General features: G+C 74.3%; 19 protein-coding genes. 10 read left to right on the top strand and 9 right to left on the bottom strand.

Annotation, left to right across the window (positions count from 1 at the left end; all coding sequences use genetic code 11):
• The coding region (locus E1291_RS12335; RefSeq protein WP_242614109.1) for a MerR family transcriptional regulator at positions 1–265 on the bottom strand (265 nt) is incomplete at its 3' end.
• A gap of 103 nt (positions 266–368) precedes the next feature.
• On the opposite strand from E1291_RS12335, the gene E1291_RS12330 reads away from it, so the two are divergent.
• Positions 369–1,646, top strand: a complete 1,278-nt coding sequence (locus E1291_RS12330) for a cryptochrome/photolyase family protein (protein ID WP_131737899.1) — start codon at positions 369–371, stop codon at positions 1,644–1,646.
• A gap of 28 nt (positions 1,647–1,674) precedes the next feature.
• Here the strand turns inward: E1291_RS12330 and E1291_RS12325 are convergent, their stop codons facing one another.
• Entirely contained in the window at positions 1,675–1,923 is a 249-nt protein-coding gene (locus E1291_RS12325; protein ID WP_131737898.1) for a hypervirulence associated TUDOR domain-containing protein, read from the bottom strand.
• Between the two features lie 52 nt (positions 1,924–1,975).
• Positions 1,976–3,193, bottom strand: coding sequence for an NAD(P)/FAD-dependent oxidoreductase (locus E1291_RS12320; protein WP_242614108.1), 1,218 nt, complete (start codon positions 3,191–3,193; stop codon positions 1,976–1,978).
• A 113-nt stretch (positions 3,194–3,306) separates the two neighbouring features.
• On the opposite strand from E1291_RS12320, the gene E1291_RS12315 reads away from it, so the two are divergent.
• The 5 genes from E1291_RS12315 (at position 3,307) to E1291_RS12295 (ending at position 6,998) form a co-directional block, all read left to right on the top strand.
• Positions 3,307–4,866 carry an SDR family oxidoreductase gene (locus E1291_RS12315; RefSeq protein ID WP_131737896.1) on the top strand — a complete coding sequence of 520 codons (1,560 nt, stop codon included), beginning with the start codon at positions 3,307–3,309 and terminating at the stop codon, positions 4,864–4,866.
• Positions 4,867–4,877: 11 nt separating this feature from the next.
• A complete protein-coding gene (locus E1291_RS12310) occupies positions 4,878–5,657 on the top strand; it encodes an SDR family NAD(P)-dependent oxidoreductase (protein WP_131737895.1) in 780 nt (259 codons plus the stop codon).
• Positions 5,658–5,829: 172 nt separating this feature from the next.
• A complete protein-coding gene (locus E1291_RS12305) occupies positions 5,830–6,087 on the top strand; it encodes a hypothetical protein (RefSeq protein WP_242614107.1) in 258 nt (85 codons plus the stop codon).
• Positions 6,088–6,189: 102 nt separating this feature from the next.
• Positions 6,190–6,570 carry an ATP-binding protein gene (locus E1291_RS12300; protein WP_242614106.1) on the top strand — a complete coding sequence of 127 codons (381 nt, stop codon included), beginning with the start codon at positions 6,190–6,192 and terminating at the stop codon, positions 6,568–6,570.
• Between the two features lie 86 nt (positions 6,571–6,656).
• A complete protein-coding gene (locus E1291_RS12295; protein WP_131737893.1) occupies positions 6,657–6,998 on the top strand; it encodes an STAS domain-containing protein in 342 nt (113 codons plus the stop codon).
• Between the two features lie 99 nt (positions 6,999–7,097).
• Here the strand turns inward: E1291_RS12295 and E1291_RS12290 are convergent, their stop codons facing one another.
• From E1291_RS12290 to E1291_RS12280, 3 genes are all read right to left on the bottom strand, one after another.
• Positions 7,098–7,817: a choice-of-anchor P family protein gene (locus E1291_RS12290; protein ID WP_131737892.1), complete on the bottom strand. Its 720-nt coding sequence runs from the start codon at positions 7,815–7,817 to the stop codon at positions 7,098–7,100.
• A gap of 66 nt (positions 7,818–7,883) precedes the next feature.
• Positions 7,884–8,693, bottom strand: coding sequence for a L,D-transpeptidase (locus E1291_RS12285; protein WP_131737891.1), 810 nt, complete (start codon positions 8,691–8,693; stop codon positions 7,884–7,886).
• A gap of 351 nt (positions 8,694–9,044) precedes the next feature.
• Positions 9,045–9,512: a MarR family winged helix-turn-helix transcriptional regulator gene (locus tag E1291_RS12280; protein ID WP_131737890.1), complete on the bottom strand. Its 468-nt coding sequence runs from the start codon at positions 9,510–9,512 to the stop codon at positions 9,045–9,047.
• Between the two features lie 80 nt (positions 9,513–9,592).
• Between E1291_RS12280 and E1291_RS12275 the strand changes: the two genes are divergently transcribed.
• Positions 9,593–10,762, top strand: a complete 1,170-nt coding sequence (locus E1291_RS12275) for a PP2C family protein-serine/threonine phosphatase (protein ID WP_131737889.1) — start codon at positions 9,593–9,595, stop codon at positions 10,760–10,762.
• Positions 10,763–10,792: 30 nt separating this feature from the next.
• On the opposite strand, the gene E1291_RS12270 is transcribed toward E1291_RS12275, so the two are convergent.
• The 3 genes from E1291_RS12270 to E1291_RS12260 are packed head-to-tail and all read right to left on the bottom strand — an operon-like array spanning position 10,793 to position 14,140.
• Entirely contained in the window at positions 10,793–11,230 is a 438-nt protein-coding gene (locus E1291_RS12270) for a response regulator (protein ID WP_131737904.1), read from the bottom strand.
• 49 nt (positions 11,231–11,279) lie between these two features.
• Entirely contained in the window at positions 11,280–12,944 is a 1,665-nt protein-coding gene (locus E1291_RS12265) for a sensor histidine kinase (protein WP_131737888.1), read from the bottom strand.
• Positions 12,941–14,140, bottom strand: a complete 1,200-nt coding sequence (locus E1291_RS12260) for a PP2C family protein-serine/threonine phosphatase (protein ID WP_131737887.1) — start codon at positions 14,138–14,140, stop codon at positions 12,941–12,943. Before E1291_RS12260 ends, E1291_RS12265 begins: the two co-directional genes overlap by 4 nt.
• A 187-nt stretch (positions 14,141–14,327) precedes the next feature.
• Here E1291_RS12260 and E1291_RS12255 point away from each other — a divergent pair, with 187 nt between their 5' ends.
• From E1291_RS12255 to E1291_RS12245, 3 genes are all read left to right on the top strand, one after another.
• A complete protein-coding gene (locus E1291_RS12255) occupies positions 14,328–15,215 on the top strand; it encodes an alpha/beta fold hydrolase (protein ID WP_131737886.1) in 888 nt (295 codons plus the stop codon).
• A gap of 63 nt (positions 15,216–15,278) precedes the next feature.
• Positions 15,279–15,860 (top strand): RNA polymerase sigma factor, encoded by a 582-nt coding sequence (locus tag E1291_RS12250; RefSeq protein ID WP_242614105.1) that lies wholly within the window; start codon positions 15,279–15,281, stop codon positions 15,858–15,860.
• Positions 15,832–16,959, top strand: coding sequence for a CU044_5270 family protein (locus tag E1291_RS12245; protein ID WP_131737884.1), 1,128 nt, complete (start codon positions 15,832–15,834; stop codon positions 16,957–16,959). The genes E1291_RS12250 and E1291_RS12245 overlap by 29 nt, the downstream gene beginning before the upstream one ends.
• Positions 16,960–17,113 lie beyond the last annotated feature (154 nt).

The following is a 17,113-nucleotide window of genomic DNA, read 5'->3' as shown; positions in this document are numbered from 1 at the left end:
CCGGCGGCGCGGCCTCCCCCGGCGGGCCGCCGAGCGCCACCCGGGCGGCCTCGCCCGGCGGGGCGCCCGCGAGGATCATCCGCTGCATGATCTCCAGGCGGGCGACGTCCTCGGGGGTGTAGCGCCGGTGCGTACCGGTGCTGCGGCGGCTCGGGCCGATGCCGTACCGGCGGTCCCAGGTGCGCAGGGTGGAGGCGGCCACGCCGAGCCGCTGCGCCACCGCGCCCACGCTCAGCCCGGCCGCGACGTCCCCTGCCTCCCGCACGCTGACCTCCCCTTCGTCGCAAAGCGTACGATCCACCAGGTCTTCGCCGGGACGGTTCGCGCCGGTTGCATCCGGCGGGGGTCCCCGCGCCGAAGGACGGGTGATGGACACCTCGATCCTTCTGTTCACGCGCGACCTGCGGGTTCGCGACAACCCCGCGCTGGCGGCCGCGTGCCGGGCGGAGCGGGTCGTGCCGCTCTTCGTCCTGGACGAGACGATCCTGCGGGACGCCCCGGCCAACCGGGTCCGGTTCCTGCTCGACGGCCTCGCCGACCTGCGCGAGTCGCTGCGCGGTCTCGGCGGCGACCTGGTGGTGCGGCGCGGCGGCACCGTGGACGAGGTCGCCCGGCTGGCCCGGCGGACCGGCGCGCGGTCGCTGCACCTGGCGGAGGAGCGCTCGGCGTTCGCCGAGAGGCGCCTCGGCGCGCTCCGGGAGCTGGACCTGGAGGTGACCGCGCATCCCGGCGTCACGGTCGTCCCCCCGGGCGCCGTCACACCGGCGGGCGGCGACCATTACCGCGTCTTCACGCCGTACTGGCACAAATGGAGCGAGATCCGGCACAGGCCGGCCGCCGAGACGCCGCGGGAGGTCCGCCTCCCGCCGGGCCTGCGGCCGGGACGGCTGCCGCGCCTGGCGGACCTGACCTCCGGGACGCCGTCGCCCCGTCTCGCGCGGGGCGGTGAGACGGCGGGCCGCGAGCGCATGGAGGCGTGGCTGAAGGAGGACGCGGAGGTGTACGACGACGTCCACGACGATCTCGCCGCGGCGCGCACGTCCCGGCTCAGCGCCCACCTGAAGTTCGGCTGTGTCTCACCGCTGGAGCTGGCCGGCGTCGCGCCGGAGGCGTTCCGGCGCCAGCTCGCCTGGCGCGACTTCCACCACCAGGTCGCCGCCGCGTTCCCCGACCTGCCGAGACGCGACTACCGCCCGCGCGGCACGCGGTGGGACGGCCAGGAGGACGCCCTGGCCGCCTGGCGCGAGGGCATGACCGGCGTCCCGATCGTGGACGCGGGCATGCGCCAGCTCCGCGCCGAGGGCTTCATGCACAACCGCGCCCGGATGATCACGGCGTCGTTCCTGACGCGGAACCTCGGCGTCGACTGGCGGGAGGGCCTGCGCCACTTCGACCGCTGGCTGGCCGACGGCGACGTCGCCGACAACGCGGGCAACTGGCAGTGGGTCGCCGGGACGGGCAACGACACGCGGCCCAACCGGGTACTGAACCCGCTGCGGCAGGCGGCCCGCTTCGATCCGGACGGCGCCTACGTGCGCGCCCACGTGCCCGAGCTCGCGGACGTTCCGGCCCCCGGCGTCCACCGCCCCTGGACGATGCGCGCCGCCCCGCCGGGCTACCCGTCCCCGATCATCGACCTCGATTGAGCCGCGCGCGTGCCGAGTTCCGCCGCGGTCACGACGACTTCCGGCGCCCGCGGCGGCGCAGCGCCGACCCCTTGTGCACGGCCTTCCCGCCGCTCTTGTCGCTGCGGACGGCGTACTGCGGCTCCTCGGGCGACGCCGCGACGGTGCGGCCCGCCTCCTCCCGCCGGTCGGTGATCTTCTTCTCGACCTTGCCCTCGGCCGTCGACCCGTGGCTGCTCCAGGTGACCTCGTCCCCCACCTCGGGCTCGTCGTCCCCTTTTCCATGCGTCTTCCCCATGCGCCGCCCCTACCCCGCGCCGGGGCCCGTACTCGGCCGGGAGAACGCCAGGTCAGGACAGGTCGGCCCGGACGGCGCGCGCCGCGCGGCCGCCGGAGACCAGGGCTCCCTGGATGGAGCCGGTATCGCGGTGATCACCGCACACGTACCGGCCGGGGCCGAGCCGCACCGGGCCGCGGAAGCGCAGCGGCGGCGGCATGGCCGGAAGCGCCGCCTCGATCGGGTAGGTGGCGACGTGCCGCCAGGACGCGGTGTCACCGTAGATCTGTGCGAGCCGCTCGCGGACCCGGGGCTCGTCGGCCGTGCCGTGGACGCCCAGCACGGACGTCGCGATGAGCGCCCGCCCGTCCGCGGAGTACTCCGGCGCCGCGTCGGTGAGGACGAGCGTGTCGGTGATCACGCCCTCGGCGTCGACGACCTGCACGGGCTCGTCCAGCGGCGACCTCGGGGCGGCGTGGTAGAAGGTCGTGACGGCGCGCATCGGCGGCGCCTCCACCTCGGGGACGAGCGTCGCGGCGGTCGCGGGATCGGTGGCGACGACCACGGCGCGGGCCGGGATCGCCTCGCCCGCCGCGGTCTCCACCCCCTCCCCGGTGACCGCGCGCACGGGGGTGCCCAGGGACACGGCCCCGGCGGGCAGCCGGTCCGCGAGCTGCGCGGGGATGCGTCCCATGCCGAGGGCCGGGACGCCGATCGTGCCGCGCGCGAACGTCCGCCAGATCAGGTGGAAGAACCGGCTGGAGGTCTCCAGCTCCCGCTCCAGCAGGACACCGGCCAGGAAGGGGCGCAGCAGCCGGTCCACCATCGTGTCCGAGATGCGCCAGTGCCGCAGCTCCTCCGCCGTCGTGCGCTCGGCGCCGTCCATGATCTTGGAGGCGGGGACGGCGATGTCGCGCGCCGTCAGCGCGGCGAGCGCGGCCTTGTCGGTCACCGGCCCGACGTCGGCGAGGGCGCCGCTCAGCGCCTGCGCCGGATGCCGCCAGGGGAGCATCACCCGGTCGCGCCGCCCGTCCCGGAAGACCAGCAGGCCGGACGAGAACGGCCGCAGGTCCAGCGCCGCGACGTCCAGCAGCCGCGCGGCCGCGGGATAGGCGGTGTTGAAGACCTGGAAGCCGCGGTCGAGGCGGAAACCGTCGACGACGTCGGTGCGCATCCGGCCGCCCACCCCGTCCGACGCCTCCAGCACCCGCACCGGCACGCCGGCCTCGTGCAGGCGCACGGCGCACGCCAGCCCCGCCAGGCCGCCGCCGACGACGATCACCTCGGTCACGTGGACACCTCCGCCGGGCTCCATGCCCGCGTGAGCCCGGAATACGCGGCGCTTGCGCACGCCGGGGCGGGGTACATCCGCCCCTCCGAGGGGCTGAGGAAGGGCGGGGACCCGTGACCGGACGGCTGTGCCTGGTGACCGGCGCCAGCGGCTACATCGGGGGGCGGCTGGTACCGAAACTGCTGGACGCCGGGTACCGGGTGCGGTGCATGGCCCGCTCGGCGCAGCGGCTGCGCGACCATCCCTGGGCGGGACGGGTCGAGATCGCCGAGGCGGACGCCACCGACCCGGACGCGACGCTCCGCGCCCTGGAGGGCGTCGACGTCGCGTACTACCTGATCCACGCGATCGGCGGCGGTGGAGGCTTCGCGGACACCGACCGGGAGGCCGCCCGCACGTTCGCCGGATCGGCGCGCGAGGCCGGGGTCGGCCGCCTGGTCTACCTGGGCGGGATGGTCCCCGACCAGCAGCTCTCGCCGCATCTGCGCTCCCGCGCCGAGGTCGGCGAGATCCTGCTGGCCGGCGGGGTGCCCACGGCCTGGCTGCGCGCCGCGGTGATCATCGGGTCCGGGTCGGCGTCGTTCGAGATGCTCCGCTACCTCACCGAGCGGCTGCCGGTCATGGTGACGCCCCGGTGGGTGCACACCCGGATCCAGCCGATCGCGATCCGCGACGTCCTGCACTACCTGACCGCGTGCGCCGAGCTGCCCGCCGAGGTGAGCCGGGCCTTCGACATCGCCGGTCCGGACGTCCTGACCTACGAGGACATGATGCGCCGCTACGCCGCCGTCGCCGGGCTGCGGCCGCGCGTGATCGTCCCGGTGCCGGTGCTGAGCCCGCGGCTGTCGAGCCTGTGGGTCGGCGGGATCACCCCGGTCCCCGGCGGGCTGGCCCGGCCGCTGGTGGAGTCGCTGCGCAATGAGGTGGTGGCCGCCGAGAACGACATCGCCGGCCACGTCGCGCCGCCGCCCGGCGGGCCGACCGGCTTCGAGCGCTCGGTGGAGCTGGCGCTGCGCCGCATCCGCGAGGCGGACGTCGCCACGCGCTGGTCGTCGGCCGCGGTCCGCGGCGCCCCCAGCGACCCCCTGCCCACCGACCCGGACTGGGCGGGCGGCAGCCTCTACGTCGACGAGCGGTCGTGCCCCGCGGACGCGGCGCCGGGTCCGCTGTGGGACGTCATCGAGGGCATCGGCGGCGACCGGGGCTGGTACTCCTTCCCGATCGCCTGGCGGGTCAGGGGCGTCCTGGACCGGCTGGTCGGCGGCGTCGGCCTGCGCCGCGGCCGCCGCGACCCGCACCGGCTGCGGGTCGGTGAGACCGTCGACTTCTGGCGCGTCGAGGAGATCGAGCCGGGACGGCTGCTGCGGCTGCGCGCGGAGATGCGCCTGCCGGGGCTGGCGTGGCTGGAGCTCGGCATCGGCGAGGTGGACGGCCGGACCGCCGTCACCCAGCGCGCCCTCTTCCACCCGCGCGGCCTGGCCGGGCACGCCTACTGGTGGGCGTTCCGCCCCTTCCACGAGGTGATCTTCGGGGGGATGTGCCGGTCCATCGCGCGCACCGCCTACGAGAACGCCGCCCGGGAGAACGCCGCCCGGGAGAAAGCCGCTCAGGAGAACGCCGTGCGCTCGAAGACGGCCCGCCCGGATGATAGGGGTGAACGTGATCTCGGGTGAAAGGGGCGGACATGGGGCGTTCGTACGTCGTCACGGGAGGCGGCCGGGGCATCGGGCGCGCGCTCGTCGAGCGGCTGCTCGCGGACGGCGCGAGCGTGGCGGTCATCGAGCTGGACCCGGACGCCCTCGCCTGGACCCGTGATCATCCGGCCGGTCCGCGGGTGCTCCCGGTGACCGGGGACGCCGCCGACGAGACCGTCACCGAGCGCGCCGCCGACCTCGCCGAGGAGGCGGGCGCCCTCACCGGCTGGGTCAACAACGCCGCCCTGTTCCACGCCGCGTCGCTGGAGGCGCCGTCCGCCGGGGAGGTCCTGGACCAGGTCGCGCTGAACCTGCGCCCGGCGGTCGTCGGCGGCCTGACCGCCGTCCGCCGCTTCCTGGCCGCCGGATCGGGCGGGGCGATCGTGAACGTCTCGTCCCACCAGGCGCACCGTCCCGTCCGCGGCTCGCTGCCCTACGCGACCGCGAAGGCCGCCACCGAGGGCCTCACCCGCGCCCTCGCCGTCGACTACGGCCCGCGCGGGATCCGCGTCAACGCCGTGGCGCTCGGCTCGATCGGCACCGAGCGCTACGCGGACTTCCTCGACCGGCGGACGCCCGCGGACGCCGCGCGGATCGAGGCGGAGATGCGCCGCCTGCATCCCACCGGCCGGGTCGGGCTTCCCGAGGAGGTCGCCGGGACGGTCGCGTTCCTGCTCTCGGACGCGGCGGGCTTCGTCAACGGCGCGGTCGTCCCGGTGGACGGCGGCCGTTCCGTCCTCGGCCAGGACCCGGAGGAGGCCGCCTGGTAGATCGCCTGGCGGCCGTCTGGCGGGCCGTCTGTCAGGCAGTCTGGCGGGCAGTCTGTCGGGCCAGGTCAGGGGCGGTTTTCGGACTTGATCAGGGGCACCCCGTGCGGCGGCTTGCCGAGCGGGACCGCGGCGTCGTCCACTGGTCGGAGTTCGTCGGGGGACGGGGGGCGCCGTGGGGACGGGCACGGGGATCGACGAGGTCGTCCGGCAGGTGCGGATGGCCGTGCACGACGCGCAGGTCGCGTTCGACTGCGTCGGGCTGGGCGAGATGGAACGGGCCCGCGACTGCATGATCACGGCGAAGGCGGCGCTGGACGCGGCGGAGACCGTGCTGCAGCACGGCCTGGCCCGCTTCGCGCTCATCGACCTGGCCCGGGACGGGGCGGCGGCGGTGGCCGCCGTCGCCGATGAACTGTCTGGTTTGTCCTGATTTTTAGGGTGACCGGCCGGTGACCGGAGTTTCCGGTGGGCGCCAGCGGGAAATCAGGCTGCTAGCGAGGAACGGAGGGCTGGCATGGAGGTCATTCTCGAAATGACCTTGCCGAGGAACGCCGAGAGCGCGCCGCTGGTGCGGCACACGCTCGACGCTTCACTGCGCGGCATGGGGGTCACCTCCGACGTCCGTGCCGACATCGCCCTCGCCCTGGGCGAGGCGTGCGCGAACGTCATCCAGCACGCGGCCGCCATGGAGTACGAGGTGCGCGCCCGGATGGACGGGCTGCGGTGCGTCGTGGAGGTCATCGACGGCGGCGCGGGCGGGCCGATGAGCTGGGACGGCGGGCAGGCCCCGGCGATGGCCGAACACGGCCGCGGGCTGCAGCTGATCCGGGCGTTCACCGAGGACGTGCACTTCGCCGAGCGCGCGACCAGTAACGGGGCGATCGTGCATTTCGAGAAATCATTGGCGAGCTGAATTCCGGGCCCGCCGACCGGGGTGCTTCGGTCGGCGGGCGTCATTCCGGTAGCCTCCGGGAAATGCTCTGAGGCTCGGGAGTGACCGTGGACTTCAGTGTGCACCAGCGCCGTTACGGCGACCGGACGATCGTGGCCGCCGCGGGCGACATCGACGTCGACAGCAGCCCGCGGCTCCGCGAGTTCCTGGTCGGCCTCGTCGACGACGGCGCCCGGCATCTGGTGATCGATCTCGGTGGCGTCACCTTCCTGGACTCCACCGGGCTCGGGGTGATGGTCGGCGTGTTCCGCCGGCTGGGCACCGCGAACGGGTCACTGGTGTTCGCGGGCGGCACGGCGGCGGTGCGCGGCGTCTTCCACATGACCCAGCTCACGAGGGTGTTCGCCCTGCACGACACGCTCGATCAGGCACTACGGCCCGCGCACTGACGGCCCGGGGACGTCTCCCCGGGCCGTCAGTGCGGGCCTCGGTGCCGGCCCTCAGCGCGGGCTCAGCCGGCCGGCCTCACGGCCTTCGGCGTGCGCGGGTCAGCCGGTGACCGGCAGGTCGTGCTTGACCGGGACGGGCACCGGCGCCTCGGCGGGGGTCTTGACGGGCTTGCGGGGCTTCGCGGCCGGCTTCTTCACGGGCTTCTTCACCGGCTTCTTCACGGGAGCGTGTCCGCAGGTGGCGGACGCGACGCGGATCGCCGTGCCGCCGATCGGCAGCGTGAGCTCCAGGGCGGTCACCGAGAGCCGCCCGTCGGGCGTCCGCTGCTGCTTGTTGATGATCAGCGCGGCCCGTCCCACGCCGGAGATGTCGACGGGCAGGGTCGTGTTGGGCGGCGGCGCGGCCGACAGCCGCCGCCCGGCGAGGACGGCGTTGGCCAGGTGCGCCGAGCCGCGGCCGCCGTCGCAGGTGGCCGACACCGCGTCGGCCGTCAGCCCCGCCGTCGGGACGGCCAGCCGCGCGACGCTCGAACTGGCGCGGCCGGGCACGGCCCGCACGTCCAGCACGGACGCGGTGACCAGCCGGGTGGTCTCCTCCTTCAGCAGGGTCTTGCGCGTCGTGCCCGAGCCGGACGACACGGCGGGCACGGGCGGGAGGTTGACGGGCCCGGTCGCGGTGAGCCCGTAGGCCGAGCTCCCGCCCGTGTCGGCGATGGCGGTCCCGGTGAGGGCGGGGACGGCGAGGGCGGACGCGGCGGGCGCGAGCAGGCCGGTGGCCAGCAGCCCGGTGGTGGTCAGGCGTCTGAGGACGGTGCGCATGGGGGGTCGTTCTCCGTTCGTCGTGGAGGTGTTCGTGGAAGGGCCCGCCGGCGCGGGATGCGCCGGTCAGGCGGTGATGAGCACGAGGGTTCCGAGCGGAACCTTCGAGAGCTGCCGCAGTGCCGCCTCGGGCACCCGGACGCAGCCGTGGGTGACGGCCTTGCCGAACACCGAGGCGTCGGGCCAGCCGTGCAGGGCGACCGTCCCCGGGCCGCCGCCGAAGGTGTCCAGGGTCGCCGAGTGCGTGCCGAGCGGCAGGACGATGGGGCTGGGAGTCCGCTTGGCGGGCGCGAGCGTGGCCATGACGAACGTCCGGCCCGGCGGAGTCGGCGTCTTCGGGTCGCCGACGGCGGCCGCCCAGTCGCCGACCTTGCGGCCCGACTTGACCAGCGTGACGCGCCTGTGGGCGACGTCCACGCCGACGGTGTAGGGCGTGTGCGCGGTACGCAGCCCCGGGCCGGACGCGGAGATCCATCCGCTGGACCCGTTGGGGCGGCTCGGCAGCAGGACGCGCCGCCAGTCGCCGGAGCTCTCCACCACCGGGACCCAGGTGGGCGCGCCGAGCTGCTCGGCGGGGAGCGTCGCGACGGGCCGCCCGCCGGGCCGGTCGAGCACGGGCACGGGCGCGGCCGGGTGGATCACCAGGCCGTCCGTCGTGGCCGCCGTCGTGTCCCGGGGGACGCCCGTCAGGGTCGTGAACGTGGTCGCCGCGGGGCCCCCGGCCGCTTCGCGCGGGCCCGCCGCGCCGGCCCGGCCGGGCGAGGGGCCCGGGGACGAGCCGCCGCACGCGCCGAGCAGCAGGGCGGCGGCCACCGGAACCAGCGCTCCGGCCGTCCGTGCCGGGCATCGCCCGGTGAAGGCATTTCTGGTCGCCATGGGCCGGGATGTTAGTGGTGCGGATGGCGCGCGTAGGGGAATTGCAAAAAAGAGGTCCGGAGATGGAACAGAGGCCCACTGATAATGGCCGCTATATTCCGACTTGCATGGCAATTAGTAGAATTAGGGTGAAAGCCAGGTACCGGGCAGGCGTACGCTGTAGCGGCGGCGACGGCCCCGCGAGAGGAGACGATCATGCGGCAGGCCGGATCCGGCCCCGGGCGCGGTGCGGCGCGCGAGGCCGCGCGCGGCGTCTCTGGTGGTGCCCCTGGCAGCGCTCCCGGCGGAGCCCCCGGCGCCGCCCCCTGTGGTGTCCCTCGTGTCGCACGCCGCGCTGCCCTGCGCGGGCCCTCAGGCGAGCATGGAGTAGGAGCCGCCCCCGGGCTCGGCGGCGGCCTCCTGGAACTCCGCCAGCCCCCACAGCAGCGCGGCCCGCGCCGGGGCGGGCATCGACGCCAGCACGCGGGTCAGCTCCTCGCGGCGCCGCAGCCGGAGCCGGTCGAGCAGCGCCTGGCCGTCCGGCGTCAGCCGCACGGTGACCTCACGGCGGTCCCGGCCGGGGTCGCGCAGCAGCAGCCCGGACGCCTCCAACCGGTCGCAGAGCCGGCTCGCCGACGACACCAGCGCTTCCAGCTCGGCGGCGAGGCTGCTGACGTTGACGGGCCCGCGCTCCAGCACGAACAGCGCCCTCAGCTGCGTGGAGGGCACCGGCACGTCCGTGGCGTTGTGGGGGCGGGACCACACCTCCACCAGCGTGGACGCCGCGTCGTCGAGGACGGCCGCGGATTCCGCGGCTTCCTGACCCGGCGGTGCGACCATGCCCTCCACTGTTACACACCATGTCCTCGACGGCATCCCTGGATCGTCCGGCCGGACGCCGCACCCGCCTCGGAGGGGTCATGACGGATCCGCCGGCGCCCCCGGTGGAGGGCCCTCTCCGCGCCGTGGAGAGCGCGCTGTGGGCGGCCTGGCCGGACGAGCTGCCCGGCGTCGCCGCCGAGGCGATCGAGCGGCACTCGGGCGCGACGCTGGTCCGGCTGCTGCTGGTGGACTACCGGCAGGCGCACCTCGTCCCGGTCGCGAAGGGGGAGGCGGACCTGCCGATCGACAACACCCCGGCCGGGCGGGCGTTCGCCGGGCAGCGCGCCGTGCGGGAGGGCGGCGGCACCGTCCACCTGCCGATGAGCGTGCGCGGCGAGCGGCTCGGCGTGCTGACCGTCCGGCTGCCGGACGGGACGCCGGAGCCGGACTGGCTGGAGGGCGCCGCCGGCGTCCTGGCCCGCGCGCTGAAGATCGCCGACGAGGGCACCGACCGGTACCGTCGCATCCGGCGGCGGACGCGGCTGACGCTGGCCGCCGAGATGCAGTGGGACCTGCTGCCGCCGCGCTCGTGCCGGACGGAGTGGTTCGCGTTCGCGGGCCAGCTGGAGCCCGCGTACGCGGTGTGGGGCGACAACTTCGACTGGGCCGTGTCGGAGGAGCGGCTCACGCTGACCGTCAGCAACGGGATGGGGTCGGGGACGCGCGCGGCGGCGCTCACCCACCTCGCGGTCAGCGCGCTGCGCAACGCGCGCCGCTCCGGCGGCGACATCGCCGAGCAGGCGGCCCTCGCCGACCAGGCGCTCTACGGCCGGTACCGGGGCGAGGAGCACGTCGCGACGCTGCTGCTGGACTTCGAGCTGGCCACCGGGCGGGTCCGGGTGATCGACGCGGGCTCGCCGAAGATCTACCGGATGCGCGGGAACGTGACCGAGGGGGTCCCGTTCGAGCCGCAGCTCCCACTCGGCATGTTCGGCGACATCGGCTACGAGGTCGAGGAGTTCACCGTCCTGCCCGGTGACCGGCTGATCGTGGTCAGCGACGGCGTGCACGCGGCGCTCGCCCCGTCCGGCCAGTCCTACGGGGCCACCGCGCTGCTGAACGCGCTGCGCGACACCCGCCTGCAGGACCCGCCCGAGGCCGTCCGCACGATCATCCGGCACCTGGTCGACTACCACGAGGGCTCCGAGCCGGAGGACGACGCGGTGATCGTCTGCCTCGACTGGTTCGGCGGGCCGCCGGGCGGCTGAGCCCGACCCCGCGGGCTCCCCGGCCGGGCGTCAGTTCGGGAGCTTCACCACCGAGACGAAGAAGTCATCGATCTTCCGGACGACCGAGATGAACTGGTCGAAGTCGACGGGCTTGGTCACGTAGGCGTTGGCGTGCAGGTGGTAGCTGCGCAGGATGTCCTCGTCGGCCTCGGACGTGGTGAGCACGACGACGGGGATGCGGCGCAGGCTCTCGTCGGCCTTGATCTCCTCCAGCACCTCCCGGCCGTCCTTGCGCGGCAGGTTGAGGTCCAGCAGGATCAGGTCCGGGCGCGGGGTGCCGGGGTACCCCTCCTCGCGGCGCAGGAAGGCCATCGCCTGCTCGCCGTCGTGGACGACGTGCAGGTTGTTGTTGACCTTGTTGTGCTCGAAGGCCTCCTTGGTCAGCAGCACGTCGCCGGGGTCGTCCTCGACCAGGAGCACCTCGATGGGCTGTGGGCCTTCATTCATCATCAGGGCCTTCATTCATCATCGGGGCCTGCGTTCATCGTCAGGGCCTTCAATCGTCATCCGCCGCTCCGGCGGGAAGGGTCCAGTGGAAGGTCGTGCCCGGGGCGTCGCCCCGGTCGGCGGTGTCGAGCCAGATCCGGCCGCCGTGGTACTCGACGATCTTCTTACAGAGCGCCAGCCCGATGCCCGTCCCGGTGTACTCCTCCCGCGGGTGCAGCCGCTGGAAGATCAGGAAGATGCGGTCGGCGTAGCGGGGTTCGATGCCGATGCCGTTGTCGGCGCAGCCGAACTCCCAGACGCCGCCGTCCCGGTGGGCGTCGACCACGACGCGCGGCGCCGCGTCCGGGCGGCGGAACTTGATCGCGTTGCCGATGAGGTTCTGGAACAGCTGGGTGAGCTGGGTACGGTCGCCGGGCACCGCGGGCAGGTCGGCGATCTCCACCTCGGCGCCGGTCTCCTCGACCAGCGCCGACAGGTTGTCCAGCGCCCGCCGGGCGACCTCGCCCAGCTCGACCGACTCCTCGGGACGCGATACGCGCCCCACCCGCGAGAAGCCCAGCAGGTCGTTGATGAGCGCCTGCATGCGCTTGGCGCCGTCCACGGCGAACTCGATGTACTGGCGCCCGCGCTCGTCGAGCTGGTCGCCGTACCGGCGTTCGATCATCTGGCAGAAGCTCGCGACCTTGCGCAGCGGCTCCTGCAGGTCGTGGCTGGCGACGTAGGCGAACTGCTCCAGCTCGGCGTTGGAGCGGCGCAGCTCGGCGGCCTGCTCGTCGAGCCGCGCGCGGGCCTCGGTGCTGGTGCGCCACTCGTCCAGGATGCGGCGGCGCATCGCGTCGACGATCACGGCCAGCTCGTGGATCTCGGCCGGGCCCCGGACGTCCACCGGGTGCGCGAAGTCTCCCTGCGAGACCGCCCTGACCTGCTCGGTCATCCTCGACACCGGGTTCAGGACGGTGCGGCGGAACAGCACGACCAGGGCGATCGCGGCCAGCACCACGAGCGTGAGCGCGGTGCTCGTCGCCCAGATCGTCCACCGCGCGCGCTCGCGCAGCGTCGAGGCGACCTTGCCATGCAGCGCGGCGAGGGCGTTCTGCAGCGGCCCGACCCGGGCGCGGACGGCGGCGAACAGGCGGCGCCCGTCGGCGTCCCGGCCGGTGGCGAGCCCCCGCCCGTACGGGGCGGCGGCGATCGGCTCGGCGAACCCGGCCCGCCAGCGGTCCGACGCGGCGGTCACCTCGCCGAGAAGCCGGATGGCGTTCCCGCTGCCGGAGACGCCGGACAGGAGGTCGCGCATGGTCGCCGCTGCCGTCCGCTGCTGCGCGGCCGCGGCGCGGTACTCGGTGAGGCGGCGGGCGTCGCCGCTCTCGGCGTACTCGCGGATCGCGGTGTCCTGGGCGCCGAGCGCGCCGGTCACGCGGAACTGCGCCAGCGTCGCCGGGTCGACCCGGTCGATGAGGGTGTCCCTGGCCCGGTTGTTGCCGTACAGCGCGGCCCCCGCCAGCCCGAACGACAGCACCAGGAGCAGCCCGAGGACGAGGGATCCGATCCGGTAGATCTGGCTGAGCCGCAGCCGGCTCAGCCCGCGCGGCGCCGGGAGGTCGGTCACGGGCAGCACGACGGGCGGCCCGATCAGCTCGGCGAGCGCCTCCCCGGCGTCGTCGCCGGACGGGCGGTCCGGGTGCGCGGTCTCGCGCGGCGCGTCCGCGGTCACGGCCGGCCCCGGCCGACCAGCAGGATCGCCAGGTCGTCGGACAGGACGTCGCCGTTCAGCCGCTCCGCCTCGGCGATCAGGCCGTCGAGCAGGGCGTCGTCGCGCTCGCCGCGGGCGTGCGCGGCGCGGGCCAGCGCCAGCAGCCCGGCGAGGTCGAGGCGATCGGGGCCGTCGCCGACACCGCCCTCGATCAGCCCGTCGGTGTAGAGCATCAGTGCCCACTCCTCGCCCAGCTCCAGGTCGACGGCGGGCCAGCGGGCGCCGGGGAACAGGCCGAGCGCCGGGCCGCGCGGCTCGTCCGGGACGGTCCGCACGCCGTCCGGGCCGAACAGCAGGGGTTCGGGGTGCCCGGCCCGGTGCAGCCGGACGCTCCGCCGGTCCGGGGCGAGCGTGAACATGCAGACCGTGGTGAAGATCTCCTCGCTCCAGCGCTCGTGCTCCAGCACCGCGTCGAGCGTCTCCAGCAGCCGCTGCCCGGTGTGCCCGGCGAGCACGAGCGTCCGCCAGGCCATGCGCAGCCGCACCCCGAGGGACGCCTCGTCGGCGCCGTGCCCGCTGACGTCGCCGATCACCCCGTGCACGGCGCCGTCGGGGGTCTGCACCGTGTCGTGGAAGTCGCCGCCGAGCAGCGCCCGGTCGCGGCCGGGCCGGTACCGGGCGCGGTGCAGCACCCCGGTGTCGGCGAGGATCGGGACGGGCAGCAGCCCGCGTTCCAGCCGCGCGTTCTCCCGGCTCAGCGCCCGCGCCTCGACGAGCTGGCGCTCGGACTCGTCCGCGCGCTTGCGCGCGATCGCGTAGCTGATGGCGCGGGTGAGCAGCGCGCCGTCCACGTCCTGCTTGACGAGGTAGTCCTGGGCGCCCGCGGCGACGGCGGCCACGCCCACGTGCGCGTCGGCGAGCCCGGTCAGCACCAGGACGGCGGTGCCCGGGGCGGCCGTCAGCACCTGGCGGAGCGCGTCCAGGCCCTGCGCGTCCGGCAGGGACAGGTCGACGATCACGCACTGGATGCCGGGATGCAGGGCGGTCAGGGCCTCGGCGATCGTCCGCGCGACGGTGATGCGGATCTCGGGCTGAGCCTCGGTCAGCAGGTCCTCGAACAGGAACGCGTCGCCGGGATCGTCCTCGACGAGCAGCAGGTGCGGGGACCCCGCGACCGTCAGGAGCCGTTCGGCACCGCGACTGTGGATCGCGGTCATGGTCTCAGCTCCTTCGCCGGGCGGACGTGCAGGTGGCGGCCCCGTTTGCTTGCTGTCGAGCAAATATAGGCCAGGCCCGAGCCTGTGTGGGGCCGCTCTCCGGCTTTTCTAACGGAACATAGAGAGTTGACACGTTAGAAGTGCTCCGGCTATGACTGCTCCATCAGCACCGTCTGGAGGCACTGACATGACGTTCCCCCTGGTCGCCCGCACCGCGCACCGCCACCTCGACGTGGCCGGGCTGCGGATCTTCTACCGCGAATCGCTGCCCGAGAGCGCCGACGCCCCCGTGCTCCTGCTCCTGCACGGCTTCCCGTCCGCGTCCCACCAGTACCGGCGCCTCATCGACGCGCTCGGCGCCCGCTACCGGCTGATCGCCCCGGACTACCCCGGCTTCGGACACAGCGACGTCCCGGCGCCCGCGTCCACCGGCGGCGCCTTCGACTACACCTTCGAGGGCCTCGCCGACGTCATGGAGGGATTCGTCGAGGCCCTCGGCCTGGACCGCTTCGTCATGTACATGTTCGACTTCGGTGCCCCCGTCGGGTTCCGGCTCGCCCAGCGGCACCCCGAGTGGATCGCCGGGCTGATCGTCCAGAACGGCAACGCCTACGAGGAGGGACTGTCCCCGGGCGCCCGCGACTTCATCGCCCTGCGGCCCGGCGACCCCGAAGCCGAGAAGGCCGTCCGCGACCTGCTGACCCTGCCCTCCACCCGCGGCCAGTACGAGGGCGGGACGAGCGACCCCGCCCTCGTCGCCCCCGACGGCTGGACGCTCGACCAGCACTTCCTCGACCTGCCCGGACGCACCCGCCCCCAGATCGACCTCGCCTTCGACTACCACTCCAACGTCGAGAGCTACCCGGCCTGGCAGGCGTGGCTGCGCGAGCACACCCCGCCCACCCTCATCCTCTGGGGCCGCGACGACATGTTCTTCCCCGAGCCCGGCGCCCGCGCCTACCTGCGCGACGTCCCCGGCGCCGAACTCCACCTCTACGACACCGGCCACTTCGCACTGGAGGAGAAGCTCCCCGAGATCGCCCCCGCGATCGCCGATTTCTTGGATCGCCTGTAACGATCACCCGTCCCGCGCCACTTCCTGATGTCCAACACACCTGGAGGGACGGAGGGGCACCCGGTGGCACACGAAGCCTCCGATGAGAAGCGCTTCACCGCGATTTACGACTCGTACCGGCAGAACGTATGGGCCTTCGCGGCCGGACGTGCGGGCCGGCAGATCGCGGACGAGGTGGTGAGCGAGACCTTCACGGTGGCGTGGCGGCGCCTCGGCGATATCCCCGACCCGGCTCTGCCGTGGCTGCTCGGCGTCGCGCGGAACGTCCTGCGCGACAACCACCGCGCCGAGGTGCGCCGCGACTCGCTCGCGGCGGACCTGCGCCGGTGGGCCCCGAAGCCCACCGGGGACATCGCCGAGGACGTCGCCGAACGGCTCGGCGTCCTGCGCGCGATGGGGGATCTGCCCGACGCGGATCGAGAGATCCTCATCCTCGTCGCCTGGCAGGGCCTCAGCCCGCGCGAGGCGGCCCGCGTCGTCGGCTGCTCGGCCGCCGCGCTGCGCGTGCGGCTGCACCGGGCGCGGCGCCGCCTCGTCCGGCGATCGAGGCGGCGCCCCCGCCCGCCGCCCGCCCGGCGGCGCGTCAGAAGGTTGCGATCATCACTGAGGAGAGGTCATGAACGACGTCCTGAAGACCCTGCGTGAGGCTCGGCCCGACGAACTGGACCCGGCCCTCTCGGTCGCGGAGGAGACCAGGCAGGCCGAACTGGGCCGCGCGATGACCTGGAGCATGGCCGGCGGGTCCGCGCCGGCGAAGCGGCGGGTCGTCCGCCCGGTGTGGGGCCTCGGGCTGGTCGGCGCCGCGGCCGCCGCCGCCCTGGTCGTCACGGCGCTGCCGTCCGGCGGCGGCGACGCCAAGGACAAGGCCGAGGCCGGTGCCGCGCCCGAGCGGCTCGACGCCCGCACGATCCTGGTCGCCGCCGCCGAGAAGATCGAGAAGGAGCCCGACGCGCTCAGCGCGTACTGGCACAACACGACCATCGGCCACCAGTACTTCACGGTGCCCGGCGGCGGCTACTCGGTCGTGGACCGCCAGAAGAACGAGGGCTGGACGCCGAGCCGTCCCGGTGGCAAGGCCGTGTCGCGCGTGCAGAACCTCGGCGCCACTCCCGTCACCGCCGCCGACAAGGCCGCCTGGAAGCGCGCCGGTGCGCCGACGACCTTCAAGCTCAAGGTGCGCGGCTCTGGCGGCACCGACAAGCCGTACCCCGCCAGCACCTCCGCTGGCCCGGTCCAGAGCAGCTCCAGCCCGGTCGCCGGCGGCAAGCCGTTCTGGATCGGCCACAACGTGAGCCTGAAGGAGCTCCGCGACCTGCCCGCCGACCCCGCGAGCCTCAAGAAGGAACTGCTCCGCTGGTACAAGGGCCATGACACCGAGTCCACGGGCACGCCCGCGACCGCCGACGCGTGGCTCTACACCGTCGGCGGGAACGTGGCCGTCAACCTTCCGGTCACCTCCAAGGTGCGCGCGGCCGCCTTCCGCCTGCTCGCGGACCTGAAGTCGGTCGAGGGCATCGCCAAGGTCAAGGACGCCGAGGGCCGCGTCGGCTCCGCCGTCGCGCTGAACACCCAGACGCCGCGCGGACTCGTCCAGCACCGCCTCATCATCGACCGCACCACCGGCAAGGCGCTGGCCGACGAGCACATCCTGCTCAAGCCCGCCTCCGCCGACGACCGCCCCGCCGGATCCCTCATCTCCTCCGACACCGTCATCACCACCAACTGGACCGACTCCGTCAGCTGACCGAGGAACGGTCACACCGACCGTTCCCAGCGCGACCGCGGCATCGCTTCGCGATCAGCCCGGGATGAGGCTCGCTTCCGGCGTCGCCTCACCCGGGCTGGTGCCACGTTCGCGCGACGACCGGCCACACCGAACGACGGCCCATCGCCCCGAC

Source organism: Actinomadura roseirufa (genome assembly GCF_900659635.1).
Lineage (GTDB): Bacteria > Actinomycetota > Actinomycetes > Streptosporangiales > Streptosporangiaceae > Spirillospora > Spirillospora roseirufa.
Note: the sequence above shows the minus strand (reverse complement) of the source record. Positions and strands in the feature narration are given on the sequence as shown.

Coding starts and splice junctions, on each gene's coding strand:
- E1291_RS12330 (WP_131737899.1), top strand. CDS start 369: ATGGACACCTCGATCCTTCTGTTCACGCGCGACCTGCGGGTTCGCGAC.
- E1291_RS12325 (WP_131737898.1), bottom strand. CDS start 1,923: ATGGGGAAGACGCATGGAAAAGGGGACGACGAGCCCGAGGTGGGGGAC.
- E1291_RS12310 (WP_131737895.1), top strand. CDS start 4,878: ATGGGGCGTTCGTACGTCGTCACGGGAGGCGGCCGGGGCATCGGGCGC.
- E1291_RS12300 (WP_242614106.1), top strand. CDS start 6,190: ATGACCTTGCCGAGGAACGCCGAGAGCGCGCCGCTGGTGCGGCACACG.
- E1291_RS12290 (WP_131737892.1), bottom strand. CDS start 7,817: ATGCGCACCGTCCTCAGACGCCTGACCACCACCGGGCTGCTGGCCACC.
- E1291_RS12285 (WP_131737891.1), bottom strand. CDS start 8,693: ATGGCGACCAGAAATGCCTTCACCGGGCGATGCCCGGCACGGACGGCC.
- E1291_RS12280 (WP_131737890.1), bottom strand. CDS start 9,512: ATGGTCGCACCGCCGGGTCAGGAAGCCGCGGAATCCGCGGCCGTCCTC.
- E1291_RS12275 (WP_131737889.1), top strand. CDS start 9,593: ATGACGGATCCGCCGGCGCCCCCGGTGGAGGGCCCTCTCCGCGCCGTG.
- E1291_RS12270 (WP_131737904.1), bottom strand. CDS start 11,230: ATGAATGAAGGCCCACAGCCCATCGAGGTGCTCCTGGTCGAGGACGAC.
- E1291_RS12260 (WP_131737887.1), bottom strand. CDS start 14,140: ATGACCGCGATCCACAGTCGCGGTGCCGAACGGCTCCTGACGGTCGCG.
- E1291_RS12255 (WP_131737886.1), top strand. CDS start 14,328: ATGACGTTCCCCCTGGTCGCCCGCACCGCGCACCGCCACCTCGACGTG.
- E1291_RS12245 (WP_131737884.1), top strand. CDS start 15,832: ATGAACGACGTCCTGAAGACCCTGCGTGAGGCTCGGCCCGACGAACTG.